Origin of the sequence: Mycobacterium sp. 852002-50816_SCH5313054-b (genome assembly GCF_001667185.1) — a bacterium.
GTDB lineage: Bacteria > Actinomycetota > Actinomycetes > Mycobacteriales > Mycobacteriaceae > Mycobacterium.
On record NZ_LZIC01000030.1, the window covers coordinates 198,978 to 222,274 of the forward strand.

The window sequence follows — 23,297 nt, forward strand, 5'->3', positions numbered from 1 at the left end:
AGGCCAGGACGTACGGCGTCGCGCGTCAAACCGTGTACGAGACTAACAGCTGGGCGGGACTGGTCGGTTCGACACCCTTTGCCGACAGCCACGAGGCGTAGAGTTTCGGTGGCTCATTGCATTGGCTAAGTAAGTAGGAGCATCGATGACCCGAAGCGATCAAGACACCTGGGATCTGGCCTCCAGCGTCGGCGCCACGGCCACGATGGTCGCCGCCGCCCGCGCGCTGGCCAGCGCCGAACCGGACGCGATCATCAACGACCCGTTCGCGGCGCCGCTCGTGCGAGCGGTCGGCCTCGACTTCTTCATCCGCCTGGTCGACGGCGACGTGGCCCCGACCGAGGCGCTGGACGGCGAACGCGACCTGCGACTCGAGACGGATTCGATCGCCGTGCGCACCCGCTTCTTCGACGACTTCTTCCTCAACGCCGCCCGCGACGGCGTCACGCAGTCGGTGATCCTGGCCGCCGGTCTGGACGCGCGCGCCTACCGGCTGGCCTGGCCGCCCGGCACCGTGGTCTACGAGGTCGACCAGCCCAAGGTCGTCGAGTTCAAGAGCGCCGCCATGGCCAACCTGGGGGCCGAGGAGACCGCGGACCGGCGCACCGTTGCCATCGACCTGCGGGAGGACTGGCCGGAGGCGTTGCGCCGCAGCGGATTCGATCCGTCACAGCCGACTTCCTGGAGCGCCGAAGGGCTGCTGATGTACCTGCCACCCGAAGCGCAGGACCGGCTGTTCGACAACATCACCGACCTCAGCGCGCCCGGCAGCAAGCTGGCCACCGAGTACCACGGCGATTCCGGCCGCACCATGACCCAGCGCGCGCGGCAATTCAACGAGCGGTGGTCCAACCTGGGGTGCGACATCGACCTGTCGGGGCTGTTCTTCGACGGCGAACGCAGCAATGTCGTGGACTACCTGGGCGAGCGTGGCTGGGAAGTGACCACCCGGCCGCGCCGGGAGTTCTTCGCCGACTACGGCCGCGTGTTCCCGGACGACGAGGAATCCCAGCTCCGCAACATCATCGCCGTCACGGCCACCCTGCGCTAGGGCACGCGCATGGCGGAACGATTTGACGGCGACAGCTGGGATCTGGCGTCCAGCGTGGGCGCCACGGCCACCGCGGTCGCAGCGCGCCGGGCGATGGCCGCCAAGGGACCTAACCCGCTGATCGACGACCCGTTCGCCGAGCCGCTGGTGAACGCCGTCGGCGTGGACGCCTTCATCCGGATGATGAACGGCGAAATCGACCTGGCGGAAGACGATCCGGCCTTCACGCCCCGCCGGCTCGGCGAAGGCATGGCCGTGCGCACCCGGTTCTTCGACGCGTTCCTTCTCGACGCCGCGCGGGCCGGGATACGCCAGGCCGTCATTCTGGCCTCGGGGCTGGACACGCGCGCCTACCGGCTGCCGTGGCCGGCGGGGACTGCCGTCTACGAGATCGACCAGCCCAAGGTGATCGAGTTCAAGACCCGCACCCTGGCCGGGCTCGGCGCCACCCCGACCGCCGACCGCAAGGCGGTGGGCGTCGACCTGCGCGACGACTGGCCGGCGGCATTGCGCGACAACGGGTTTGACACCGCTTCGCCGACGGCCTGGATCGCCGAGGGGCTGCTGGGGTACCTGCCGCCGGACGCGCAGGACCGCCTGTTCGACCACATCACCGCGCTCAGTGCCCCCGGCAGCAGGCTGGGCACCGGCTACGTGCCCAACATCCGCGACCGCATCGAAAAGCGGGGCCGCGAGATGAGCGAGCGCTGGCGGCGGCTGGGCCTGAACCTCAACTGGGCCGACCTGGTCTACCCCGGCGAGCGCAACGATGTGGTGGCCTACCTGGGCGGCCTCGGCTGGCGCTCGACGGTGCACGGCACGCCGGAACTCTACGCACAGAACGGTTTTGAGTTCCCCGACCAGCCGTCCATGGTCGCCTTCGGCGACATCAAGTACGTGTCGGCGGCGCTGGCTTAGCCTGCTCAGGCGGGCCTGGCCGGCGGTGTCCGCACCACCAACGGCACGGCGGGGAAGCACCACGCCATCTCGGTGCGCGACTTGCGCAGGGCGGCCGTGCCGTAGCCCTTCTTGCGGTGCTCGGGGTGGATCCAGATCCGCACGTTCACCTCGCCCTGGGCAAGCTCGCCGAACACCATGCCGACCTTCTCCCCCGAGTCGACGGCCACGAACCAGGCGGCCTCCTCGTCGTCGAGGCGCCCCAGCGCCGCGCCGATCTCGTCGTCGAGGCTGCCGGCCGGACCGCCGGACCCGTCGCCGGCGGCGCCCATGTCCTCGGTGCGGGCGCCGAAGATGTCCCGGTCCTCCTTGGCGGAGAAGGGCCGCAGCTCGAGGGTCTCCCCCGAACTGGCCGGGCGCTCGCCGAGGGTGAAGCTGAGCTGCTTGTTCAGGTCCTCGAGCTCGGCCAGGATCTTGCGGCGCGAGTCGATGGTGAGTTGAGCGAAGGACATGCTCATCACCGCTTCGGCGGCCAGGTGGGACGTGTCGAGCAGCCGGACGATCGCCTCGACCGCGGCCGCGTTGTTCTCGGACTCGACCACGACATCGGCTATTTCGTGCCGGTGTTCGAGAGCTTTTAACAGGGCGTCGGCGATCTCTCGGCGGGTGGCTTTGCGGTCCTGGTCAGTCATTGCACCAGCCTAGAACGCCGCCGGGGGTAGTGCGTCAGATCGTCGGTTTCCCAGCTCCAGGAAGCGTTGGTAGCGGTCCGCGGTGGCCGCGGCCCACGCCGGCTGCGGCTCGACGATGCGCTCTACCCGGGCCCACCGGGCCGCGTCGGCCATCGCGGTCTCCAGGCCGGCCGCCATGCGACCCAGGAAGGCCGCCCCCAGCGCGGCGCCCTCGGCCACCGCGGACACCTCCACCGGACGCCCGGTGGCGTCGGCGATGGCCTGCATCCAGGGCGCGACCCGGGTGCCGCCGCCCACGGCCACGATGCGCGCCACCGGAGCCCCGCTCAGCTCGATGAGCTGACGGACGACGAAGGCCGACGCCTCGTAGGCCGCGCGCCGCAGCGCGGCGGCGTCGTGGGTGAGGTCCAGGGCGTCGAGCACGGCCCGGCGATCGGGGTCGTGGAACGGGGTGCGCTCCCCGCGGATGTACGGCGACCAGACGGGCACCCGGCGCGGGTCGGCGGCCGTCGGGTCGCCTTCCGCGACAACACGATCCACCCAGCCGAGGAACAGGCCGCCGGCGTTGCTGGCACCGCCGATCTGGCTCTTGCCCGGCGCGGTGTGCGGGATGGTCCACAGGCCCGGTACCTGCCGGGCCTCGGGGATGGTGTTCCACACGATCAGCGTGGTGCCGCACAGCACCAGCACGTCGCCGTCGCGGTCGGCGCCGGCCACGATTTGTTCGCACAGCGCGTCGATGGCGCCGATCCCCAGCACGGCCCCGGTGCCGGGAAGCTGCCCGGCCGCCGTCCCGATCGTGGCCACCCGGGCCATCTGCTCGACGGCCGCGCCGCGCTCGGCGCATGCCGCCTCGTTCCAGCCCGTCCCGTCGAACAACGGGAAGGCGGTGGCCGCGGTGGCGAGGTCCATCACCGCCTCGCCCGCCAGGGCGTGGTTGGCCACCGCCGGCGCCGGCCAGTATCCGGCGGCGCCGGGCGCCTCGGCGGCGGTCCAGCGCAGGAACTCCGCCGCCTCGCCCAGCGCCGGCAGCGGCTGCTCGTCACCGCCCGGAGCCCGGCCCCTGCCGTCGCCGTACAGCAGCCCCGGCGTCAGGGGTGTGCCCGCGGCGTCGACGGCGGTGAGCGAGGGCACCATCGCCGCGACGGCCACCGCCCTCGCGTCCGGGCAGTCCAGCTGCGCGAGGGCCGCCACGGGCCCCCGCCGCCACGCCTCGTCCGCGTCGTGCTCGAGGCGATCGGGCGCCGGCACCCGCAGCCGGTGCGGGATGCGCGCCCGCGCCGTCACCCGGCCGTCGGCGTCGGCGGCCACCGCCTTGACCGCGGTGCTGCCGATGTCGATGCCGATTGTGACGTCATCACGTGACACGGGCGTCACCGTACGCCAGCATTGGGGGTCGTGACGTCAAGACCGCGCGCCTTGGTGACCGCCCCGCTGCGGGGGCCGGGCTTCGACAAGCTCCGGCAACTGGCCGACGTGGTCTATGACCCCTGGATCGAACAGACGCCGCTGCGGATCTACAGCGCCGAGCAACTGGCCGAGCGGATCGCCGCCGAGGCCGCCGATGTCGTTGTGGTGGAAAGCGACTCGGTGCGCGGCCCGGTGTTCGACCTGAATCTGCGCGCGATCGCGTCCACCCGGGGCGACCCGAACAACGTCGACATCGGCGGGGCCACCGCCGCCGGCATCCCGGTGCTGAACACCCCGGGCCGCAACGCCGACGCGGTCGCCGAGATGGCGGTGGCGCTGCTGCTGGGGGTCACCCGCCACCTGCTGACCGCCGACGCGGATGTCCGCAGCGGCAACACGTTTCGCGACGGCAGCATCCCCTATCAGCGGTTCCGCGGCTGGGAGATCGCCGGGCGCACCGCCGGACTGGTGGGCCTGGGCGCCGTCGGCCGCGCCACGCGGTGGCGGCTGGCCGGGCTGGGCATGCGGGTGATCGCCCACGACCCGTACAACGACCAGGCGCGCTACTCCCTGGACGAACTCTTGGCCGAGTCCGACGTGGTGTCCCTGCACGCGCCGGTGACCGCGGGCACCGCCGGCATGATCGGCGCGCCACAGTTCGCGGCCATGCGCGACGGCGTGGTGTTCCTCAACACCGCCCGGGCCCAGCTGCACGACACCGACGCGCTCGTCGAGGCGCTGCGCGGCGGCAAGGTGGCCGCCGCGGGGCTGGACCATTTCGTCGGCGAATGGCTGCCGACCGATCACCCGCTGGTGGCCATGCCCAATGTCGTCCTGACGCCCCACATCGGGGGCGCCACGTGGAACACTGAGGCGCGGCAGGCGCAGATGGTGGTCGACGACCTGGAAGCGCTGCTGGACGGCGGGACGCCGGCCCATATCGTCAACCCGGAGGTGCTGGCGCCATGAAATTCGTGGAGAACGCCGAAAATGCCGTGCTGGACGCCGCCAAGGACATGCTGCGCCGGGGCCTGGTCGAGGGAACGGCCGGCAACATCTCGGCGCGGCGCCCCGACGGCAACGTCGTCATCACTCCGTCGTCGGTCGACTACCGCGACATGCAGCTCGACGACCTGGTGCTGATCGACCCGGACGGTGCCGTGCTGCACGCCGCCGAGGGCCGGTCGCCGTCGTCGGAGGCGAAGCTCCACCTGGCGTGCTACCAGGCGTTCGACGACGTCGGCAGCGTCATCCACAGCCATCCGGTGTGGGCGACCATGTTCGCCATTGCGCACCAACCGATTCCGGCCTGCATCGACGAGTTCGCGGTCTACTGTGGCGGAGAGGTCCGCTGCACCGACTACGCCGCCTCGGGCACGCCCGAGGTCGGGACCAACGCGGTGAAGGCGCTCGAGGGCCGGGGGGCCGCCCTGATCGCCAATCACGGCCTGGTCGCGGTAGGGCCGCGCCCCGACAAGGTGCTGCACGTCACCGCGCTGGTCGAGCGGACCGCCCAAATAGTCTGGGGCGCAAGGGCGCTCGGCGGCCCGGTGCCCATTCCCGAGGACGTGAACCGCAACTTCGCCGGCGTCTACACCTATCTGCGCGCCAACACCTGATGCGCCGGTTCCGGGTCGGCCGCGCGAGCGTCGCGCGGGTGCTGGAACTTCGGTTCGACCTGCCGACCCGCGCCTTCCCGGGCACGCCCCCCTCGGGGTGGCGGGACAACGCCGACCTGCTGGTGCCGGACTTCTTCGACCCCGACACCGATCAATGGCACATCGCGATCCAAAGCTGGGTCGTCGAGGTCGACGGGCTGACCGTCGTCGTGGACACCGGTGTCGGCAACGACCGCGACCGCCCGCACATGCCACCGCTGGACCACCTCAACACCGGGTTCCTGGCGGCGCTGGGATCGGCGGGCATCGACCGCAGCGCGGTCGACGTGGTGGTCAACACCCACATCCACTCCGACCACGTCGGGTGGAACACCATGGGAGACAACGGGACCTGGGTGCCGACCTTTCCCAACGCCCGGTACCTGGTGCCGGCCGCCGACTACCGCCACTTCGCACCGGACGGGCCCGCGGGCGAGCAGCCCAATGAGCGGATCGTGTTCGCCGACAGCGTGCTGCCCATCGAGGAGGCCGGGCAGCTGGTGCACTGGTCCGACGACTTCCAGATCAGCCCGTCGCTGCGACTGCGGCCCGCCCCCGGGCACACGCCCGGCTCCTCGGTGCTGTGGCTGGACGCCGGTCAGCCGGCGGTCTTCGTCGGCGATCTCACCCACAGTCCGCTGCAACTGCGCCGGCCCGCCGACGCCTGCGCGTTCGACGTGGACCCCTCGGCCGCCGCCGTGACCCGCAGCCGGATCTTCACCGAGGCCGCCCGGGCCAAGGCCGCGGTGATACCCGCCCACTACCCCGGCCACGGCGGCGCGACGATCCGCGCCGTCGGCGACCAGTTCGAGGTCGACGAATGGTTGGACATCGATACGGTGTCAGCATGACGTACCGAGTGGTCCAGTGGTCGACCGGCAACATCGGCACGCGCGCGCTCGGCGCCCTGCTCGAGCGCGACGACTTCGACGTGGTCGGCGTCCACGCCTTCGGCGCGGACAAGGTGGGCCGCGACGCCGGCGAGCTGGCGGGCCAGGCCCCGGTCGGCGTTGCCGCCACCGACGATGCCGACGCGCTGATCGCGCTGAAACCGGACTGCGTGAACTACATGCCCCGCGCCATCGACTACGACCTGGTGATCAGGTTGCTGCGCTCCGGCATCAACGTCGTCACCACCGGAGATTTCGTGACCGGCACCCATCACCCGGCCGAACTCCCGGCGCTGCAGGAGGCGGCCCGACAGGGCGGTGCGACCTTCCTGGGAACCGGGTTCGAGCCGGGCTTCATCAACGTCGTCGCCGGCTTCCTCACCGGCGCCTGCCGAAAAGTCCGCAGCGTCAAGCTCGTCGAAACGCTGGACTGCACCACCTATCCCGTCCAGGACGTGTGGAAGGTGCTCGGGTTCGGGAAACCGCCCCGGGAGCGGGTGACGCACCTGGACCCGGCGACGCAACGATACGGCCTCGGCTACTTCGAGACGCTGGACATGATCGCCACCATGCTGGGTACCGAGCTCGACTCCAAGGAGGCCTTCGTCGAGCCCGCGGTGCTGACCCGGGACCTGAATCTGGGCTGGGTCGACTACGCCGCCGGCACCGCCGGGGGCCAGCGCCGCACCTATCGCGGCTATCGCGGCGGCCGTCCGGTGGTCGAGCTGGCCATCTGCTGGACCATGAGCGACGACGCGCTCGAGCCGAAATGGACCGACCCCAAGGGTTTCAGCGTGGTGATCGAGGGTGAGCCGCGCGTCGACGCGACGATCCGGTTCGGCAACCCCGGAGAGGACGTGATGACCGTGTTGATGGACAGCACGGCCGTCGCGGCAGTCAACGCCATACCGTTCCTGTGTGCGGCGCCGCCGGGCGTCATCACCCCGATCGACCTGCCCATCGCCGGATCCAAAGGGGCGCTAACGGTTTGAACCGCGCCATGCGCGTGGCGAGGTGCCGTGAGTGCGGCCGAAGAGCCGACTGAAATAGCCCGGGTCGCCGATCCCGACCCGCCCGGCGACCTCCGCGACCGGCAGATCCGTTTCGGCGAGCAGCGTCCGAGCCTCGGCCATGCGGCGTTCGATGATCCACTCTTGCACGGTGCGCCCGGTGCGGCGCCGCACCACGGTGGTCAGGTGTCCGGGCGTGATGCCGAGTTCGCCGGCCACATCGCGCAGCGACAACGGCTCGGCGTGCCGCCGGTCGATCACCTCGAAGACCTCGGCCAGCAGCGGTTCGCCGCTGCGCCGCAGGTCGCCGACCACGTCGACGGCCAGGCGCGCGAGGTCGATCAGCAGCAACGTGAGATGCGCCAGCGCCGCCTGCTGGTAACCGTCTTGGCGCCCGGTCAGTTCGGTGTCGATCGACGCGATCGCGCCCTCCCACGCCGACCGCCGCTCCGCGGGCACTTCCAGCCGCAGCAGCCCGCCAGACCGGCCGTGCAAAAACGGGAACAGCAGCGGATGCGCCCGCCACGCCGGCCATGGCGATCGCCCGTCCTCGCCCAGCGCCGCGGGATCGAAGAACACCCCCACCCCACCGGCAATCTGGCTCACGCCGGCGGGGTCGATGACCTCGCCCGCCGCCACCACATACACCTGCCCCGCGGCGGGGATGTACCACAACGCCGGGAAGTCGTGAATGTGGCGGCCATGCGCGAGCACGTCTTCGCGCCCGGCCCACATCACGGATACCGGCGGGGTGTCCCGATCGCTTCGATACTGATAGACGGGCACGCCGCCGCGATGGCTGATCAAGCGAGTCGCCGCACTCATGCCACCAAAGATAATCCTACTTTTGCCAAGAATCACCTAATTATCCGCGGCCCCAGCGGTTCACCATGGAATATATGCCAAAACATCATCCACATGACTACCTGCCCGCCGCCGGCCACGACGCGCTGCTCCCCTGCTACGACCTGTTCGCCCGGCTCTTGGGAATGCCAAAGCTCTATGCCACGCTGATCGCGCAGGCCGAGATCGTCGACGGCCACCGCGTCCTGGAAATCGGCTGCGGCACCGGCAATCTCACCACCCGGGTCAAGCGCGCCCACCCCGCCGCCGACGTCACGGGATCCGACCCAGACCCGCGGGCGCTCGACCGGGCGCGCCGCAAGGCGAACGACATCCGTTTCGAGCGCGGCTACGCCGAGCGGCTGCCCTACGCCGACGGCGAATTCGACAGGGTGCTGTCGTCGATGATGCTGCACCATGTCGACGGCGACGCGAAAACCGCTGCGGCGGCGGAGATCTTCCGGGTCCTGCGTCCCGGCGGGCGGCTGCACCTGGTCGACATCGGCGGCGAGGCGACCACCGACCACGGCCCGACCGCGCGGCTCATCAGGCGCAGCCCCCACGCGGCCGGCAACCTCGGCGACGCGGTCCCCCGACTGCTGACCGCGGCGGGATTCGACTGCACCGGGGTCGCATCGACGCGACACCGCATTCTCGGGCGATTGAACTACTTTCGCGCCACCCGCCCCGTCTAGCGCTGGTCGATAGCCACCTTGACCGCGCCGCTGTCGGCCTGGTTGGCGATCGCCAGGAAGGCGTCGCGCCACTGCTCGAGCGCGAAGGTGTGGGTCAGCATGGGCCGCAGGTCCACCCGATCAGCGGCGGCCAGGTCCAGGTAGTGGGCGATGGCGTGCCGGCGCCGGCCCTCGACCTCCTCGACGCCGAACGCGTTCGACCCCACGAGGGCGATCTCCTTGAAATACAACGGACTCCACTCCCAGCGGCTGGGCGCGTGCACACCGGCCTGCACCAGCGTCCCGCGGGCGCGCAGGACCCGGACCCCGACTTCGAAGGTCTCCGGCTTGCCGATCGTGTCGTACACCACGTCGACCGCGCCCGGGTAGGCCATCGGCAGGCCGAGCAGCGGCTGGCGCAGCCGGCCGCCGCCCCACGCCACCAGTTCCTCGATGACGGCCAGGCGGGGTTCGTGCTCCAGCACCAGTTCGGCCCCGAACCTGCGGGCCAGCTCGTGCTGGGCCGCGAACCGCGCGACCACCGCGACGGCCACCTCGGGGTAGAGCGCCCGCAGGATCGCGACCGCGCACAGCCCCAGCGAGCCGGCCCCGTACACCAGCACGCGGCCCGACCGCGGCGGCGGGTGGCGGGTAATCGCGTGCAGGGACACCGAAAACGGGTCGGCGAACACCGCCAGCTCGTCGGGCACGGAATCCGGAACCGCAAACAGCATGCTGTCGTGGGCCGGCATCAGCTCGGCGTAGCCGCCGGTCACGTCGGCCGACACCCCGGTGTGAATGCCGGGTTTGATGTCGCCGTCGGTGAAACTCCAGCACAGGCTGTAGTCGCCGCTTTCGCATGCGGGACACGGCGGAGAGATGCCGCGCGGCCCGCAGGACAGCCACGGGTTGAGCACCACCCGCTGGCCGATCTGCAGCCCCCGGGCCTTCGGCCCCAGCGCGACCACGTCGGCGACCACCTCGTGCCCCATCACTTGGGGAAAAGAGCAGAAGGCCGACATGGCGTTGTCGGCGTCGGCCTCGCCGAAATCCATCAGGATCTGCTTGGAGTCCGACCCGCAGATTCCGGTCAGCCGCGGCCGGGTGATCACCCAGTCCTCGTGCGGCAGCACCGGATCCGGCACTTCTCGCATTGCGGTCGGGGTGCGGGCCAGGTTCTGGGTCAGCGTGTTGGCGTCATCGGGTACCCCGAAGGGTTCCGGCCGCACGCCGTAGACGAGCGCCCTCATCGCGGCGACTCCCTGGTTTTGAGGCCGGCCGCCCCTACGATGAACGCGTCGATGTCGGCGTTCTTGGCGTCGACGACCGCTTTCATGTCGGGGACGTAGTGCTCGAATGTGCCGGTGCCCAGCGCCTCGATGACCCCTTCGGCCACCTCGTCGGCGGGCACCTTGGGGCCCTGGTAGAGGGGTTCCTCGCTGCCCGGGTGGTCCCAGATCTCGGTGTCGACGGGGCCCGGTTCGATCAGCTTCACCGCGACCCCGCTGCCGTGCAGGTCCACGGCCATCGCCTCGCTGAAGCCGCACAGCGCGAACTTGCTTGCGCAGTAGGCGGTTTCGTGGATGATTCCGAGCCGGCCGCCGACGCTCGACACGTTGACGATCAGGCCGGACCCGCGCGCCAGCATCCGCGGCAGCAGCGCCAGCGTCAGCCGCATCGGCGCAAAGAAGTTGACCCGCATGACGTCCTCGACCTCGTCGGGCACCAGCGCCGTGACGGGGCGCCGCTTCGGGACCGCGGCGTTGTTGATCAGCACGTCGACGCCGCCGAGCGCGTCCCATGCCCGCCGCGCCAGCTCGGCCAGCGCCGCGGTGTCCGCCAGGTCGGCCACCCACATCGCCGATTCCGGCGAGGCCCGCCGGCAGTCGGCCAGCACCTCGGCCAGGCGGTCCCGCCGCCGGGCGATCAGCCCCACCACCGCCCCTCGCCCCGCCAGCTGCCGGGCCAGGGCCGCCCCCAAGCCCGACGAGGCGCCGGTGATGAGCACCCGCTTGCCGGCCGCCGCGTAGGTCATCCGTCAAGGTTGCCGCTAAACCGGGGAAGCGTACAGTGGGGAAAGCTTGTTATATCGGCTAAATATTAGATCGACTAGATCCGAACAGGGGCGACTATGACTTCCACCAGGTATGAGGGCGACACCTGGGACCTGGCCTCCAGCGTCGGGGTGACCGCGACCATGGTGGCGGCCGCCCGCGCCGTGGCCACCCGCGCCGACCGTGCGCTGATCGACGACCCGTTCGCCGAACCGCTGGTCCGCGCCGTCGGCGTGGACCTGCTCACCCGGCTGGCGACCGGCGAGGTCAACCCGGACGACCTGAACGACGTGCACGACGGCGCCACCGGCTCCACCGGGGCGATGTCCCGCATGGCCGACAACATGGCGGTGCGCACCAAGTTCTTCGACGAGTTTTTCCTCGGCGCGACGCAGGCGGGCGTCAAGCAGGTCGTGATCCTGGCGTCGGGCCTGGACTCCCGCGCGTACCGGCTGGCCTGGCCCGCCGGCACCGTGGTCTACGAGGTCGACCAGCCCCAGGTCATCGAGTTCAAGACCCGCACGCTGGCCGGGCTGGGCGCGGCTCCCACCGCCGAGCGGCGGGTGGTGGCCATCGACCTGCGCGAGGACTGGCCCGCCGCCCTGCGCGCCGCCGGGTTCGACCCGGCCCAGCCGACCGCGTGGAGCGCGGAGGGCCTGCTCGGCTACCTGCCGCCGGAGGCGCAGGATCGCCTGCTGGACACCATCACCGAGCTCAGTGCGCCGGGCAGCCGGTTGGCCACCGAAAGCGCGCCCAACCCCGAGCCCGGGGACGAGGACAAGATGAGACAGCGCATGCAAACCATCTCCGAACGCTGGCGCGCGCACGGCTTCGACCTGGACATGGCGGAGCTCGTCTACTTCGGGGAGCGCAACGAGGCCGCCCCCTACCTGCGCGACCGCGGCTGGGCGATGAACGGTATCAGCATCCGAGACCTGTTCTCGGCCAACGACCTTCCGCCGCTCGCCGACGACGACATGCGCATGGGCGACGTTCTCTACGTGAGCGGCACGCATGAGTAAGGGCCGCACCGACGGCGACAGCTGGGGCCCCGCGGCCAGCGTGGGGGCGACGGCCACCATGGTCGCGGCATCCCGCGCCGTGGCGTCGCAGGGCCCCGACGCGCTGCTGGACGATCCGTTTGCCGATCCGCTGGTCCGCGCGGTCGGGCTGGACCCGTTCATCCGCATCATCGACGGCGAGCTCGATGTCGAGGACGACGCGCTGTTCAACCGCAAAGCCCGGGCCCAGCAGATCACGGTGCGCACCAGGTTCTTCGACGACTTCTTCACCGGCGCGGGCGAAGAGGGCGTGCGGCAGGCGGTGATCCTGGCTTCCGGGCTGGACACCAGGGCGTACCGGTTGCGGTGGCCGGCCGGCACCTTGGTCTACGAAATCGACCAGCCGCAGGTCCTCGCGTTCAAAACCGACACGCTGGCCGGCATCGGCGCCGAACCCACCGCCGAGCGCCGCGCGATCGCCATCGACCTGCGCGACGACTGGCCGGCCGCGCTGAGCGAGGGCGGTTTTGACGCCGCGCGGCCGACCGCGTGGAGCGCCGAGGGGCTGCTGCCGTACCTGCCGCCCGAGGCACAGGACCGGCTGTTCGACAACATCACCGCGCTCAGCGCGCCGGGCAGCCGGCTGGCCACCGAGCATGTGCCCGACCCGAACGCGTTCTCCGATGAGCGCCTGGCGCGCATCTCCGAGCGGTGGCAGCGCTTCGGTTTCGACCTCGACGCCGCCGACCTGTTCTACCGCGGCGAGCGCAACGTCGTCGTCGACTACCTCAGCACACACGGCTGGGCGGTGACGGCCCACCCCGCCAGGGACCTGTACGCGCGCAACGGGTTTGACTTCCCCGAGGACGACATGGCGGCCACCTTCGGCGAGCTGAGTTACGTCGCCGCGACCCTCAAGTAGGGTTGACCCATGGCACGCGCTCATGACGACAATTGGGATCTGGCCTCCAGCGTGGGCGTGACCGCGACGATGGTCGCGGCCGGCCGCGCCATGGCGACCAAGGACCCCCGGGGTCTGATCAACGACCCGTTCGCCGAGCCGCTGGTGCGCGCCGTCGGGGTGGATCTGTTCACCAAGCTGATGGACGGCGAAATCGACCTCGACGCGATCGAGAACGCGTCGCCGGCGCGCACGCAGGCGATGAGCGACGGGATGGCCGTGCGCACCAAGTACTTCGACGATTACTTCGTCGACGCCACCGGCGCCGGTGTGCGCCAGGCGGTGATCCTGGCGTCCGGCCTGGACTCGCGCGCCTTCCGGCTGCCGTGGCCGGACGGCACGGTGGTCTATGAGCTCGACCAGCCGCAGGTGATCGAGTTCAAGACGAGCACGCTGGCCGGCATCGGCGCCGAACCGACCGCCACCCGGCGCACCATCGCCATCGACCTGCGCGGGGACTGGCCGGCCGCGCTGACGGCGGCGGGATTGGACACGACGGCGCCGACCGCGTGGTTGGCCGAGGGCCTGCTGATCTACCTGCCGCCGGAGGCGCAGGACCGGCTGTTCGACAACATCACCGCGCTCAGCGCGCCCGGCAGCACCGTCGCCACCGAATTCGTGCCCGGCATCATCGATTTCGACGCCAGCCGCGTGCATGACATGGCCGGCGTATTCCGCGAGCACGGCGTCGACATCGACATGGCATCGCTGGTCTACACCGGAGAGCGCAACCACGTCGTCGACTATCTGCGGTCCAAGGGATGGGACGTCGACGGCGTCACGCGAACCGAACTGTTCCAGCGCAACGACATCGAGGTGCCCAACCCCGAGCACGACGACCCGCTGGGCGAGATCATCTTCATCAGCGGCAGGCTCGCCGGCTAGCGCGGGCCACGTTAAAGGCGCGAATTCCCCAGCCACAACGCGCTGGCACCGCTCAGCGTTTGCTCGGCGCTGTCCAAGATTCCGGCGATCGAGCGACCGAGCAGCGCGCCCAGCGCATCCGGGAGCGACGCGGCGGCCGGCTGGGACGACGCCCGGGGCCGCACCAGGTCCAGCAGCGACGAGCTCGGATAGCCGACGAGGCGCACCTCGGTGTCCTCGTCCAGGCCCGCGAGGGCCTTAGCGCGTCGCACCGCCGCCCGCAAGCCGCCGAGTTCGTCGATTAGGCCACGCTCGGCGGCGTCGGCGCCGGTCCAGACCCGGCCCCGGGCAACGACATCCACGGCCTCGGTGCTCAGCTTGCGGCCCTCGGCTACCCGCTCCACGAAGTCGGTGTACATCAGGTCCGCCTCGGCCTCTCGATGCGCCCGCTGCTCGGGGGTGAACGGCGCATCGGCCGACCAGGCGTCGGCATTTGCGTTGGTGCGCACCGTATCCGACGCAACCCCCAGTCGGCCCTTGAGATCACGAACCACCAGCTTCCCGGTGATCACGCCGATCGAGCCGGTGATCGTGCCCGGATTGGCCACGATCGCGTCGGCTGCCATCGCGACGTAGTAGCCGCCGGACGCGGCGACCGCACCCATCGACGCCACCAGCGGCTTGCCGCGTTCGCGTGCCATTTTCACCTCACGCCAGATGGTTTCTGACGCGGTGACCGACCCTCCCGGGCTGTTGATCCGCAGCACGATCGCGGATACCGAATCGTCAGCGGCGGCCTCCCGCAGCGCCGCCGCGATGGTGTCGGCGCCGGCGGTGGGCGTGCCGAGTGGCAGGAATTGCGGTCCGCCGCGGCCGCCGACGATGTTGCCGTCGACGGTGACCACGGCGAACGTCGGCTTGGTCCGGCGCCCCGGCACCGACGGCACGGGCGGGGCGAGTCGCGACCGGGCCGCCCCGGCGTAACGCGCGAGGTACAGCCGGGGCGGTTCTTCCTCGTCCGAAACGTCCTTCCCCCCAGCGAGTTCCGCCATCCGGGCGTAGGCTTCGTCGCGGAATCCGATCCGGTCGACCAGCCCGGAGGCCACCGCGTCGTCGCGCAGGAGCGGGCCGCGGTCGGCCAGCGCGTCGAGCGCATCCGGCTCGACCTTGCGCGATTCGGCGACCGCCCGCCACACCTGGTCCTGCAGGCTCTGCAGCATCCGGGTGACGGCCTCCCGGTGGGCCTCGGTGAAGCCATGCTCGGTGAAAAGGTTTGCCGCCGACTTGTATTCGCCCTTCGAGATGATCTGGGCTTCGATGCCCGCCTTGTCGAGCGCGTCGCGCAGGAACATCGCGTTGCTCGCGAAGCCGATCAGCCCGACGCTTCCCGCGGGCTGCATCCAGACCTCGCCGAACGCGGAGGCCAGGTAGTAAGACAGCGTGCCGGGATAGGTCTCGGCCCACGCCAGGGACGGCTTGACGGCGCTGAAGGCCTCGATCGCCGCCCGCAGCTCCTGGACCGCCGCCGGAGGCGACGCGCCCGGCTGCACGCGGGCGATCAGCCCGGCCACCCGGGGGTCCTCGGCGGCGCGGTGGATCGCCGCGACGGTGTCGCGCAGCGTCATCGGCCGGCCGGCCCCGGTGACGATCGCCAGCGGATCGAAGCCCGTCGTCTCCGGCGGCACCGAGCGCAGGTCCAACTCGAGCACGCAGCCATTGGGCACACCGTGATGGCGGGCGGTATCCACCCGGCCGGCCAGCGCACGGACGTCATCGATGCCGGGAAGCGAGGGCAGGAAACCGAACATACTGTGCAGGGTACCGATCGGCCGCCGTACGGTGGTCGGGTGAGGCTTTCCATCGCCATCCCCCAGTTCGACTACGACGGCTTCGACGCGCCCGGCATGCGGTCCTACCTGGCCCGCGCGGAGGAGCTCGGGTTCGAGGGTGGCTGGGTGCTCGAGCAGATCATCGGAAACGCACCCCTGCTGGCGCCGCTGGAGCTGCTGGCATATTGCGCCGCCTGCACGGAGCGGCTGCGCCTGGGGGTCGCCGTCCTGGTGACCTCGCTGCACGACCCGCTCCAGCTCGCCTCGGCCGCGACGGCCGTCGACCGGCTCAGTCACGGACGGCTGGACATCGGCGTGGGAACCGGCGGCGGCTTCCGCCGATTCGACGCATTCGGCGTCGAGAAGGCCACGTACATCTCGTATTTCACCGAGGGTCTGGAGCTGATGAAGGCGGCCTGGTCCGACGAGCCCAGGGTGACGTTCCACGGCCGGTTCCGCGATGTCGACGACCTACCGATTGCACCCAAGCCGGTGCAGCGCCCGCATCCGCCGATCTGGTTCGGCGGGCTGGCCCCCAAGGCCCTGGCCAGGGCCGTGCGCCTGGGTGACTCGTTTCTGGGCGCGGGCTCGTCGACCACCGAGGCCTTCGCCGGCGCCGTCACGGTGGTGCGCCGCGAACTCACCGAACAGCGAAAAGACCCGGCGGGCTTCACGATTGGCAAACGCGTGTATCTGATGGTCGACGACGACGCGTCCCGGGCCCGCGAGCGGGTGCTTACCGGGTTGCACCGCATCTACGGCGACATGCCCGGCGTCGAAGACGTGCCGGTGTCGGGCACACCCGACGACGTGGCGCGCGGGCTGCGCGACGTGATCGACGCAGGCGCCGAGTATGTGTTGCTCAATCCCGTCGGCGTCGACGTGCCAGAGAACCGCGAGCAGATGGAACGCCTTGCCGCGGAGGTCATTCCGCAGCTGGGCTGACTACAGTTCGGTGACCGAGCCGCCCGCGGCGGTGATCTTCTCGCGCGCGCTGCCGCTGAACTTGTGCGCGGTCAGGTCGACCTTGACGGTCAGCTTGCCGTCGCCGAGGACCTTCACCAACGAGTTCTTGCGAACGGCACCCTTGGCCACAAGTTCGTCCACCCCGACCGAACCGCCCTGCGGGAACAGCCGGTTGATGTCGCCGACGTTGACGATCTCGTACTCGGTGCGGAACCGGTTCCGGAATCCCTTGAGCTTGGGCAGCCGCATGTGAATCGGCATCTGGCCGCCCTCGAAGGTGGCCGGCACGTTCTTGCGCGCCTTGGTGCCCTTGGTACCCCGGCCGGCCGACTTGCCCTTGGAGCCCTCACCGCGACCGACGCGGGTGCGCGCTGTTTTCGACCCAGGCGCGGGCTTCAGGTCGTGCAGCTTGATGGTCACTGTGTTTTCCCTTCGGGCGCCGACTCCACCTCGACGAGGTGACGCACCACCGCGATCAGGCCGCGGGTCTGCGGGTTGTCCTCGCGGATCACCGAGTGGCGAATCCGCCGCAGCCCCAGCGTGCGCAGGCTCTCACGCTGCTTCCAGCGCGCACCGATGGTGCTGCGCACCTGGGTGATCTTGAGCTGACTCATGGCTATGCCGTTCCCTCCCGGACCGCCGCGCCCGCGGGAAGGGTGGCGGCGAGCGCTTCGCTCTCCCGCCGCGCCTTCAACATCCCGGCCGGGGCGACGTCCTCGATCGGCAGGCCGCGACGAGCGGCCACCTCCTCGGGACGCTGCAGCAGCTTGAGCGCGGCGACGGTGGCGTGCACCACGTTGATCGCGTTGTCGCTGCCCAACGATTTGGCCAGGATGTCATGCACCCCAGCGCATTCCAGCACCGCGCGCGCCGCGCCGCCGGCGATCACACCGGTACCCGGGCTGGCCGGGCGCAGCAGCACCACGCCGGCGGCGGCCTCACCCTGCACCGGGTGCGTGACGGTCCCGCCGATCAGCGGAACGCGGAAGAAGCCCTTGCGAGCCTCCTCGACGCCCTTGGCGATCGCGGCCGGGACCTCCTTGGCCTTGCCGTATCCGACGCCGACCATGCCGGCGCCGTCACCAACGATGACCAACGCGGTGAAGCTGAATCGCCGTCCACCCTTGACCACCTTGGACACGCGGTTGATGGCGACGACCCGCTCCAGGTAGTTGCTCTTCTCTCCGTCGCGGTCACGACCGCCGCGGCCGCCACCATCGCGCCGGCCGCGGCCGTCGCGGTCACCGCGCGAGTCCCGGCTGTCGCGGCTGTCCGGGGCGCCCTGCCCGCCGGCCGACTGTTCCGCCATTATGCGGTCCTTCCAGTTGTCATCAGAAACTCAATCCGTTCTCGCGCGCGGCATCGGCCAGCGCCGCAATCCGTCCGCCGTAGGTGTATCCGCCACGGTCGAACACCACGGAGTCGATGCCGGCGGCCTTGGCGCGCTCGGCGATCAGCTGGCCCACCCGCACGCTGTGGGCTTTCTTGTCACCGTCCAGGCCCCGCACGTCGGCCTCGATCGACGAGGCGGCCGCCAGCGTGGTGCCGTTTTCATCGTTGACCAGTTGCACGTGGATGTGCCGCGCCGAGCGGTGCACCACCAGCCTCGGACGCTGCGGGGTGCCGTCGATCTTCTTGCGCAGCCGCGCGTGCCTGCGCAGCCGCGAGACGCGCCGGGTCGCGGATACGCTCTGCCCCACCGGCTTCCGCGCGGCGGTCTCAGCCTTCTTTTGAGCCATGACTACTTACCTGTCTTTCCGACCTTGCGGCGGATCTGCTCGCCCTCGTAGCGCACGCCCTTGCCCTTGTACGGGTCGGGGCGGCGCAGGCGGCGGATGTTGGCCGAAATCTGGCCGACCTTCTGCTTGTCGATCCCCGACACCGTGAACTTCGTCGGCGACTGGACCGCGAACGTGATGCCCTCGGGCGCCTCGATCACCACGGGGTGGCTGTAGCCCAGCGCGAACTCCAGGTTGGAGCCCTTGAGCTGCACGCGGTAGCCGACCCCGAAGATCTCCATCTTGACGGTGTAACCCTCCGTCACGCCGGTGACGAGGTTGGACACCAGCGTGCGCGACAGCCCGTGCAGCGAACGGTTGCGCCGCTCGTCGTTGGGGCGGGTGACCACGATCGCGCCGTCGTCGTTGCGCGCCACCGTGATCGGCTCGGCGACCGTCAAATTCAGCGAGCCCTTGGGGCCCTTGACCGAGACGTTCTGGCCTTCGATCGTTACGTCGACTCCGGTGGGGACCAGAACCGGCTGCTTACCAATGCGAGACATCTGTTCCCCTCACCACACGTACGCGAGGACTTCGCCGCCCACGCCCTGTCTGGCGGCCTGACGGTCGGTGAGCAGACCCGAGGACGTGGAGATGATCGCCACGCCCAGGCCGCCGAGCACCCGCGGCAGGCTGGTGGACTTCGCGTACACCCGCAGACCCGGCTTGGATACCCGGCGCAGGCCGGCGATGCTGCGCTCCCGGCTCGGGCCGTACTTGAGCTGGACCACCAGCGCCTTGCCGACCCGAGCGTCCTCGGTGCGGTAATCGTTGATGTAGCCCTCGGCCTTGAGGATCTGGGCGATGTTGGCCTTGAGCTTGGAGTGCGGCAGGCTCACCTCGTCGTGGTACGCCGAATTGGCGTTGCGCAGACGGGTCAAGAAGTCCGCGATCGGGTCCGTCATCGTCATATCGTTAGTCCCCTGTCACCAACTGCTCTTCTGCACACCGGGCAGCTCGCCCGCGTGCGCCATCTCGCGCAGGCAGATCCGGCACAGCCCGAACTTGCGGTACACCGCACGCGGACGGCCGCATTTGCTGCAGCGGGTGTAGCCGCGCACCGCGAACTTCGGCTTGCGTGCGGCCTTGTTGACCAATGCCTTCTTCGCCATTTGCTCAGTTCTCCTTGAACGGAAAGCCGAGGGCCCGCAACAGCGCTCGTCCTTCGTCGTCGGTCGTCGCCGAGGTGACGACGTTGATGTCCATGCCCCGGACCCGGTCGATCTTGTCCACGTCGATCTCGTGGAACACCGACTGCTCGGCCAGTCCAAACGTGTAGTTGCCGACGCCGTCGAACTGCTTGGGCGACAGGCCGCGGAAGTCGCGGATACGTGGCAGCGCGATCGACGTGAGCCGGTCGAGGAACTCCCACATCCGGTCCCCGCGCAGGGTCACCCGGGCTCCGATCGGCATGCCTTCGCGCAACTTGAACTGCGCGATCGACTTCCGCGCCTTGCGGATCTCGGGCTTCTGCCCGGTGATCAGCGCCAGGTCGTTGACCGCACCGTTGATCAGCTTGGCGTCGCGGGCGGCGTCACCGACTCCCATGTTGACGACGACCTTCGTCACGGTCGGGATCTGCATGACGTTGCCGTAGCCGAACTGCTTGTGCAGCGCATCCCGAATCTCGTTGCGGTAGCGCTCTTTCAGGCGCGGCTGAGTCTTCTCTGCGGTGGTCATCAGATGTCCTTGCCGTTGCGCTTGGAGATACGGACGCGCTTGCCGGTTTCCTCGTCCACCCGGTAGCCGACCCGGGCGGGCTGGCCGTCCGAGTCGACCACCATCACGTTGGAGACGTGGATCGGCGCTTCCTGCGTGACGATGCCGCCCGACCGCGCGCCGCGCTGGTTGGTCGAAATCGCGGTGTGCTTCTTGATCCGGTTGACGCCCTCGACCAGCACGCGGTTACGTTCCGGGTACGCCTGCAAGACCTTGCCCTTGGCGCCCTTGTCCTTGCCCGCGATGACGAGGACGGTGTCGCCCTTGTGGACCTTCATCTACAACACCTCCGGGGCCAGCGAGATAATCTTCATGAATCGCTTCTCGCGCAGTTCGCGGCCGACCGGTCCGAAGATGCGCGTCCCGCGCGGGTCGTTGTCGGGCTTGATGATCACCGCGGCGTTCTCATCGAACTTGATGTAGCTGCCGTCGGGACGGCGGCGCTCCTTGACGGTGCGCACCACGACGGCTTTGACGATCTCGCCACGCTTGACGTTGCCGCCGGGGATGGCCTCCTTGACGGTGGCGACGATGACGTCACCGATGCCGGCGTAGCGTCGCGACGAGCCGCCCAGCACCCGGATGCACAAGATCTCCCTTGCGCCGGTGTTGTCGGCGACCTTCAGCCGCGATTCCTGCTGAATCACTCGATCTCCTGACCTGGTTCATGTGTGCACGGCAGGAGGAACCCAAAAGCCTGACATGCGCGGTCTTTGTCACCGAAAGGCACGCAGGGCCGATTCGCACCGGCCGAGGTCTGCCCAAGGCAACCCCTAGAGTCTAGGGGACGACCAGCTCAGAGCCAAATCCGCGGATGTCGGCGAGGTGATGGACGCCTTCGTGCATCGCCTGGCGGACCAGCCAGCGCGCGGTGCGCCGCTCGCCCGGCAATCGGCTCCCCACGCGGCCCCAGTCTTTTGTGCGTCTGACCTCGTCGCGGAAGCCGGCGGTGCCGGCCGCCAGTTCGTGGAGCGTGGCCTCGATGTCGCAGTCGTTGTACCGGAAGCGGCGGGCCCGCAGGTCGTTGAACATCGGTTCGAAGGCGGGTTCGTGCTCCGTGCGGACGCGGTGCAGCCGGATGGTGAAGCTGACGTAGACGTCGCGCAGATGGCACAGGTACTCGGCGACCGACCACACCTCGGGGGCGGGCCGCACGCGGCGGGCCTCGGGCGCGACCGCGCCGATCGCGTCGGCGACCGCGCCCGGCAGGCCGGCGATGACGGCGACCGCGTCGTCGATCCCCGTGCCCAGGTAATCGACCGAACAGGCGTCGCAGACGTGATCCTCGGCGGCGAGCGGCGGTAGCGACGCGGGCATGGGGAAATCCTGCACGACGCGAGTGGCGGCTGTCCGCAGTCGCCTCCGGGTAAATCCTTGACCGGCCGTCAGAAGGGCGGTGGCTCTTCGTCTCCGGTGGGCGGCGGCAGGGCGAAGTAGTCGCGGCGTGTCGGTTGTCGGGCCAGACGTGCGTCGCGGTTTTGTCGGCGTTCGGCGGCGATGCGGTTGGCGCGGTCTTGGGCGCGGGTGCGGCGCCGGCGGGGCATCATCGCGGTGCGCTCACCGCAGTCCTCGGGGGCTGGGTCGGCCTCGGCGGCCGGGAACCCGCCGACGGATTGACACAGGCTGGGGAACAGCAGCGCGCTGCCCGGGGTGGTCACGTAGGTGTGCCCGGCCGGGGAGGTCAGGATCAGTGTCCCGTCGGCCAGCTGTTGTTCGGCCCAGCCCATGAATGTCTTGATCAAGTGGTGAGTTCTGCAGTAGCACTTGAGGTTTGACGCGTGGGTCAACCCGCCCTGGGCATACGGGATGGTGTGGTCGAGATCGCACTGCACCGCGGGACAATCACAGCCGGGCCAGCGACACGTCAGATCCCGACACCGCACGAAATCGGCCAACGCCTGGGAGGGCACGTACCGGTTTTCGGGCGCAGCGTCGGCGGGGTGGATCAGCGCCACCAGCTTGGCCGAGGCGGCCAGTTCGGCCACCAGTTCGGGTGGGATCAGCCCGTCGGCGCCCACCTCGGACCCCGGCGCCGTGCCGGTGCCCTCGACGGTGGCTTGCTCAGCGATCACATGAATCACCACCGGGCCAGCCGCGGGGCGTTTGCCGGCCGCGCAATCCGGGCGCGCGCAGCGGCAGCCCAGCCGGTCCGCCCCGGCGGCCAGCGCGCCCAGCGCGTCGGCGCGGCGCTGCTCACGGCTGCGCGGATCGTGGGCACACACCGTGGCCGCCAACGCATTCAGCCGCCGGTCCAACGCGTGGGCATCCGAGGCGAACAGGCTGCCATGGATCTCGGCGAGCCCGTCCTGGACCCGATCACCGATCCACACCTCTCGGTCGACCTGGTGCTCTTTGCGCCGACGCACCGCATCGGCGTCGGCGCGGGCGACGATCTTGTCCACCTGGGCGGCCAGCCGGCCCCGGGTCATCGACGGCCAGCGCGCCACGCCGGCCGCCAACTGGGCATCGACGCTGGCCAGCACCTTCTCGTCGACAATCAAATCGGTGCGATACGCGATGGTGCTAAACAGCCGGTAGTCGATGTCGCCGGCCACGAACACCTCACCCACCCGGGGAAGACGCTCATGCAGCGCCCGGGCATCACGCAGCCGGCCGGCGGCCAGGCCTTGGCTGATCCGCAACGCCGCGGCGATCTCGGCGGCCACCGCCTCCATCGTGTCGATCGCCCACGCCTCACTCTCTGAGCACCGCGACAACCGATACCGAAACAACTCATGAATCGCAGCCAGCTGCGCGGCCGCCGCCCGGTTCTCCGCCCGCGACGCCGCGCAGATCCGCTCCACCAGCACCGCCGACTCCGGCGTCGCCGACGGGCAGTGACGCTCGATCATCTCGTCAAACCGGGCAGTCACCTCGGCACGAGCGGCTTCATCGAACATAGGTTCGAGTATGCCACCGGGCCCCGACCGGGTTGACTCATCTGAAATGCGCGCGAAAGGGTGGGTCGTTGCCTCACTGAAAATGCGCGCGTGGACGGCG

Annotated in this window: 29 protein-coding genes; 11 read left to right on the forward strand and 18 right to left on the reverse strand. The window is 70.0% G+C overall.

Features of this window, described 5'->3' with window-relative positions; translation table 11 throughout:
• Nucleotides 1-145: 145 nt before the first annotated feature.
• Together A5787_RS05850 and A5787_RS05855 are read left to right on the forward strand one after the other, a co-directional pair.
• Nucleotides 146-1,051, forward strand: coding sequence for a class I SAM-dependent methyltransferase (locus A5787_RS05850; protein WP_066962930.1), 906 nt, complete (start codon nucleotides 146-148; stop codon nucleotides 1,049-1,051).
• 9 nt (nucleotides 1,052-1,060) lie between these two features.
• On the forward strand, nucleotides 1,061-1,969 hold the full coding sequence (locus A5787_RS05855) for a class I SAM-dependent methyltransferase (RefSeq protein WP_066962933.1): 909 nt from the start codon (nucleotides 1,061-1,063) through the stop codon (nucleotides 1,967-1,969).
• A 5-nt stretch (nucleotides 1,970-1,974) separates the two neighbouring features.
• Here the strand turns inward: A5787_RS05855 and A5787_RS05860 are convergent, their stop codons facing one another.
• Together A5787_RS05860 and A5787_RS05865 are read right to left on the reverse strand one after the other, a co-directional pair.
• Nucleotides 1,975-2,640: a GNAT family N-acetyltransferase gene (locus A5787_RS05860; protein WP_066962938.1), complete on the reverse strand. Its 666-nt coding sequence runs from the start codon at nucleotides 2,638-2,640 to the stop codon at nucleotides 1,975-1,977.
• Nucleotides 2,641-2,649: 9 nt separating this feature from the next.
• On the reverse strand, nucleotides 2,650-4,008 hold the full coding sequence (locus tag A5787_RS05865) for an FGGY-family carbohydrate kinase (RefSeq protein ID WP_066963111.1): 1,359 nt from the start codon (nucleotides 4,006-4,008) through the stop codon (nucleotides 2,650-2,652).
• A gap of 30 nt (nucleotides 4,009-4,038) precedes the next feature.
• Between A5787_RS05865 and A5787_RS05870 the strand changes: the two genes are divergently transcribed.
• The 4 genes from A5787_RS05870 to A5787_RS05885 are packed head-to-tail and all read left to right on the forward strand — an operon-like array spanning nucleotide 4,039 to nucleotide 7,590.
• The gene (locus A5787_RS05870; RefSeq protein WP_066962941.1) at nucleotides 4,039-5,019 is read left to right on the forward strand and encodes an NAD(P)-dependent oxidoreductase; all 981 of its coding nucleotides are present in this window, start codon (nucleotides 4,039-4,041) and stop codon (nucleotides 5,017-5,019) included.
• Nucleotides 5,016-5,669 carry an L-fuculose-phosphate aldolase gene (locus tag A5787_RS05875; protein WP_066962944.1) on the forward strand — a complete coding sequence of 218 codons (654 nt, stop codon included), beginning with the start codon at nucleotides 5,016-5,018 and terminating at the stop codon, nucleotides 5,667-5,669. The genes A5787_RS05870 and A5787_RS05875 overlap by 4 nt, the downstream gene beginning before the upstream one ends.
• Nucleotides 5,669-6,559 (forward strand): MBL fold metallo-hydrolase, encoded by an 891-nt coding sequence (locus tag A5787_RS05880; RefSeq protein WP_066962947.1) that lies wholly within the window; start codon nucleotides 5,669-5,671, stop codon nucleotides 6,557-6,559. The genes A5787_RS05875 and A5787_RS05880 overlap by 1 nt, the downstream gene beginning before the upstream one ends.
• Entirely contained in the window at nucleotides 6,556-7,590 is a 1,035-nt protein-coding gene (locus tag A5787_RS05885; RefSeq protein ID WP_066962950.1) for a dihydrodipicolinate reductase, read from the forward strand. The genes A5787_RS05880 and A5787_RS05885 overlap by 4 nt, the downstream gene beginning before the upstream one ends.
• Here the strand turns inward: A5787_RS05885 and A5787_RS05890 are convergent.
• Complete coding sequence (locus tag A5787_RS05890) at nucleotides 7,579-8,433, reverse strand: AraC family transcriptional regulator (protein ID WP_066962951.1); 855 nt, start codon at nucleotides 8,431-8,433, stop codon at nucleotides 7,579-7,581. The genes A5787_RS05885 and A5787_RS05890 overlap by 12 nt on opposite strands.
• 74 nt (nucleotides 8,434-8,507) lie before the next feature.
• Here A5787_RS05890 and A5787_RS05895 point away from each other — a divergent pair, with 74 nt between their 5' ends.
• A complete protein-coding gene (locus A5787_RS05895; protein ID WP_082977090.1) occupies nucleotides 8,508-9,146 on the forward strand; it encodes a class I SAM-dependent methyltransferase in 639 nt (212 codons plus the stop codon).
• On the opposite strand, the gene A5787_RS05900 is transcribed toward A5787_RS05895, so the two are convergent.
• Nucleotides 9,143-10,375, reverse strand: coding sequence for a zinc-binding dehydrogenase (locus A5787_RS05900; RefSeq protein ID WP_066962955.1), 1,233 nt, complete (start codon nucleotides 10,373-10,375; stop codon nucleotides 9,143-9,145). The two genes, A5787_RS05895 and A5787_RS05900, sit on opposite strands and share 4 nt — an antisense overlap.
• The gene (locus tag A5787_RS05905; RefSeq protein WP_066962959.1) at nucleotides 10,372-11,160 is read right to left on the reverse strand and encodes an SDR family oxidoreductase; all 789 of its coding nucleotides are present in this window, start codon (nucleotides 11,158-11,160) and stop codon (nucleotides 10,372-10,374) included. Before A5787_RS05905 ends, A5787_RS05900 begins: the two co-directional genes overlap by 4 nt.
• A gap of 96 nt (nucleotides 11,161-11,256) precedes the next feature.
• On the opposite strand from A5787_RS05905, the gene A5787_RS05910 reads away from it, so the two are divergent.
• The 3 genes from A5787_RS05910 to A5787_RS05920 are packed head-to-tail and all read left to right on the forward strand — an operon-like array spanning nucleotide 11,257 to nucleotide 14,026.
• The gene (locus A5787_RS05910) at nucleotides 11,257-12,201 is read left to right on the forward strand and encodes a class I SAM-dependent methyltransferase (RefSeq protein ID WP_066962961.1); all 945 of its coding nucleotides are present in this window, start codon (nucleotides 11,257-11,259) and stop codon (nucleotides 12,199-12,201) included.
• Entirely contained in the window at nucleotides 12,194-13,102 is a 909-nt protein-coding gene (locus A5787_RS05915; protein WP_066962964.1) for a class I SAM-dependent methyltransferase, read from the forward strand. Before A5787_RS05910 ends, A5787_RS05915 begins: the two co-directional genes overlap by 8 nt.
• A 9-nt stretch (nucleotides 13,103-13,111) precedes the next feature.
• Nucleotides 13,112-14,026, forward strand: a complete 915-nt coding sequence (locus A5787_RS05920; RefSeq protein WP_066962966.1) for a class I SAM-dependent methyltransferase — start codon at nucleotides 13,112-13,114, stop codon at nucleotides 14,024-14,026.
• A gap of 11 nt (nucleotides 14,027-14,037) precedes the next feature.
• Here A5787_RS05920 and sppA read toward each other — a convergent pair whose 3' ends face one another.
• A complete protein-coding gene (gene sppA, locus A5787_RS05925) occupies nucleotides 14,038-15,813 on the reverse strand; it encodes a signal peptide peptidase SppA (RefSeq protein ID WP_066962968.1) in 1,776 nt (591 codons plus the stop codon).
• Nucleotides 15,814-15,852: 39 nt separating this feature from the next.
• On the opposite strand from sppA, the gene A5787_RS05930 reads away from it, so the two are divergent.
• Nucleotides 15,853-16,779: an LLM class flavin-dependent oxidoreductase gene (locus tag A5787_RS05930; protein ID WP_066963114.1), complete on the forward strand. Its 927-nt coding sequence runs from the start codon at nucleotides 15,853-15,855 to the stop codon at nucleotides 16,777-16,779.
• Here A5787_RS05930 and rplO read toward each other — a convergent pair whose 3' ends face one another.
• The 12 genes from rplO to A5787_RS05990 all read right to left on the reverse strand — a co-directional run bounded on the left by rplO (nucleotide 16,780) and on the right by A5787_RS05990 (nucleotide 23,197).
• Nucleotides 16,780-17,220 carry a 50S ribosomal protein L15 gene (gene rplO, locus A5787_RS05935; protein WP_066962971.1) on the reverse strand — a complete coding sequence of 147 codons (441 nt, stop codon included), beginning with the start codon at nucleotides 17,218-17,220 and terminating at the stop codon, nucleotides 16,780-16,782.
• On the reverse strand, nucleotides 17,217-17,414 hold the full coding sequence (gene rpmD, locus A5787_RS05940) for a 50S ribosomal protein L30 (protein WP_066962974.1): 198 nt from the start codon (nucleotides 17,412-17,414) through the stop codon (nucleotides 17,217-17,219). The genes rplO and rpmD overlap by 4 nt, the downstream gene beginning before the upstream one ends.
• Before the next feature lie 2 nt (nucleotides 17,415-17,416).
• Nucleotides 17,417-18,109, reverse strand: coding sequence for a 30S ribosomal protein S5 (gene rpsE / locus A5787_RS05945; RefSeq protein WP_066962977.1), 693 nt, complete (start codon nucleotides 18,107-18,109; stop codon nucleotides 17,417-17,419).
• Nucleotides 18,110-18,131: 22 nt separating this feature from the next.
• Nucleotides 18,132-18,500 (reverse strand): 50S ribosomal protein L18, encoded by a 369-nt coding sequence (gene rplR / locus A5787_RS05950; RefSeq protein WP_082977091.1) that lies wholly within the window; start codon nucleotides 18,498-18,500, stop codon nucleotides 18,132-18,134.
• A gap of 41 nt (nucleotides 18,501-18,541) precedes the next feature.
• Nucleotides 18,542-19,081 carry a 50S ribosomal protein L6 gene (gene rplF / locus A5787_RS05955; protein WP_066962982.1) on the reverse strand — a complete coding sequence of 180 codons (540 nt, stop codon included), beginning with the start codon at nucleotides 19,079-19,081 and terminating at the stop codon, nucleotides 18,542-18,544.
• A 9-nt stretch (nucleotides 19,082-19,090) separates the two neighbouring features.
• Nucleotides 19,091-19,489 carry a 30S ribosomal protein S8 gene (gene rpsH, locus A5787_RS05960; RefSeq protein WP_066962986.1) on the reverse strand — a complete coding sequence of 133 codons (399 nt, stop codon included), beginning with the start codon at nucleotides 19,487-19,489 and terminating at the stop codon, nucleotides 19,091-19,093.
• 15 nt (nucleotides 19,490-19,504) lie between these two features.
• Complete coding sequence (locus A5787_RS05965) at nucleotides 19,505-19,690, reverse strand: type Z 30S ribosomal protein S14 (RefSeq protein WP_066962989.1); 186 nt, start codon at nucleotides 19,688-19,690, stop codon at nucleotides 19,505-19,507.
• 4 nt (nucleotides 19,691-19,694) lie between these two features.
• Nucleotides 19,695-20,258, reverse strand: coding sequence for a 50S ribosomal protein L5 (rplE, locus tag A5787_RS05970; protein ID WP_066962992.1), 564 nt, complete (start codon nucleotides 20,256-20,258; stop codon nucleotides 19,695-19,697).
• Nucleotides 20,258-20,575, reverse strand: a complete 318-nt coding sequence (gene rplX, locus A5787_RS05975; RefSeq protein ID WP_066962994.1) for a 50S ribosomal protein L24 — start codon at nucleotides 20,573-20,575, stop codon at nucleotides 20,258-20,260. Before rplX ends, rplE begins: the two co-directional genes overlap by 1 nt.
• Nucleotides 20,576-20,944 carry a 50S ribosomal protein L14 gene (gene rplN, locus A5787_RS05980; protein WP_066962997.1) on the reverse strand — a complete coding sequence of 123 codons (369 nt, stop codon included), beginning with the start codon at nucleotides 20,942-20,944 and terminating at the stop codon, nucleotides 20,576-20,578.
• Nucleotides 20,945-21,077: 133 nt separating this feature from the next.
• Complete coding sequence (locus A5787_RS05985) at nucleotides 21,078-21,614, reverse strand: DinB family protein (protein ID WP_066963000.1); 537 nt, start codon at nucleotides 21,612-21,614, stop codon at nucleotides 21,078-21,080.
• 68 nt (nucleotides 21,615-21,682) lie between these two features.
• On the reverse strand, nucleotides 21,683-23,197 hold the full coding sequence (locus A5787_RS05990; RefSeq protein ID WP_066963003.1) for an HNH endonuclease signature motif containing protein: 1,515 nt from the start codon (nucleotides 23,195-23,197) through the stop codon (nucleotides 21,683-21,685).
• Nucleotides 23,198-23,297 lie beyond the last annotated feature (100 nt).

What these genes read in the sequence shown, in the direction of transcription:
- A5787_RS05890 (WP_066962951.1), bottom strand. Translation starts at nt 8,433, where the DNA reads ATGAGTGCGGCGACTCGCTTGATCAGCCATCGCGGCGGCGTGCCCGTC.
- A5787_RS05850 (WP_066962930.1), top strand. Translation starts at nt 146, where the DNA reads ATGACCCGAAGCGATCAAGACACCTGGGATCTGGCCTCCAGCGTCGGC.
- rplX (WP_066962994.1), bottom strand. Translation starts at nt 20,575, where the DNA reads ATGAAGGTCCACAAGGGCGACACCGTCCTCGTCATCGCGGGCAAGGAC.
- rpsH (WP_066962986.1), bottom strand. Translation starts at nt 19,489, where the DNA reads ATGACGATGACGGACCCGATCGCGGACTTCTTGACCCGTCTGCGCAAC.
- A5787_RS05915 (WP_066962964.1), top strand. Translation starts at nt 12,194, where the DNA reads ATGAGTAAGGGCCGCACCGACGGCGACAGCTGGGGCCCCGCGGCCAGC.
- rpsE (WP_066962977.1), bottom strand. Translation starts at nt 18,109, where the DNA reads ATGGCGGAACAGTCGGCCGGCGGGCAGGGCGCCCCGGACAGCCGCGAC.
- rplF (WP_066962982.1), bottom strand. Translation starts at nt 19,081, where the DNA reads ATGTCTCGCATTGGTAAGCAGCCGGTTCTGGTCCCCACCGGAGTCGAC.
- A5787_RS05965 (WP_066962989.1), bottom strand. Translation starts at nt 19,690, where the DNA reads ATGGCGAAGAAGGCATTGGTCAACAAGGCCGCACGCAAGCCGAAGTTC.
- A5787_RS05990 (WP_066963003.1), bottom strand. Translation starts at nt 23,197, where the DNA reads ATGTTCGATGAAGCCGCTCGTGCCGAGGTGACTGCCCGGTTTGACGAG.
- A5787_RS05895 (WP_082977090.1), top strand. Translation starts at nt 8,508, where the DNA reads ATGCCAAAACATCATCCACATGACTACCTGCCCGCCGCCGGCCACGAC.
- rplE (WP_066962992.1), bottom strand. Translation starts at nt 20,258, where the DNA reads ATGACCACCGCAGAGAAGACTCAGCCGCGCCTGAAAGAGCGCTACCGC.
- A5787_RS05875 (WP_066962944.1), top strand. Translation starts at nt 5,016, where the DNA reads ATGAAATTCGTGGAGAACGCCGAAAATGCCGTGCTGGACGCCGCCAAG.
- A5787_RS05910 (WP_066962961.1), top strand. Translation starts at nt 11,257, where the DNA reads ATGACTTCCACCAGGTATGAGGGCGACACCTGGGACCTGGCCTCCAGC.
- rpmD (WP_066962974.1), bottom strand. Translation starts at nt 17,414, where the DNA reads ATGAGTCAGCTCAAGATCACCCAGGTGCGCAGCACCATCGGTGCGCGC.
- A5787_RS05920 (WP_066962966.1), top strand. Translation starts at nt 13,112, where the DNA reads ATGGCACGCGCTCATGACGACAATTGGGATCTGGCCTCCAGCGTGGGC.
- A5787_RS05855 (WP_066962933.1), top strand. Translation starts at nt 1,061, where the DNA reads ATGGCGGAACGATTTGACGGCGACAGCTGGGATCTGGCGTCCAGCGTG.
- A5787_RS05900 (WP_066962955.1), bottom strand. Translation starts at nt 10,375, where the DNA reads ATGAGGGCGCTCGTCTACGGCGTGCGGCCGGAACCCTTCGGGGTACCC.
- A5787_RS05860 (WP_066962938.1), bottom strand. Translation starts at nt 2,640, where the DNA reads ATGACTGACCAGGACCGCAAAGCCACCCGCCGAGAGATCGCCGACGCC.
- A5787_RS05985 (WP_066963000.1), bottom strand. Translation starts at nt 21,614, where the DNA reads ATGCCCGCGTCGCTACCGCCGCTCGCCGCCGAGGATCACGTCTGCGAC.
- A5787_RS05880 (WP_066962947.1), top strand. Translation starts at nt 5,669, where the DNA reads ATGCGCCGGTTCCGGGTCGGCCGCGCGAGCGTCGCGCGGGTGCTGGAA.
- A5787_RS05905 (WP_066962959.1), bottom strand. Translation starts at nt 11,160, where the DNA reads ATGACCTACGCGGCGGCCGGCAAGCGGGTGCTCATCACCGGCGCCTCG.
- sppA (WP_066962968.1), bottom strand. Translation starts at nt 15,813, where the DNA reads ATGTTCGGTTTCCTGCCCTCGCTTCCCGGCATCGATGACGTCCGTGCG.
- A5787_RS05885 (WP_066962950.1), top strand. Translation starts at nt 6,556, where the DNA reads ATGACGTACCGAGTGGTCCAGTGGTCGACCGGCAACATCGGCACGCGC.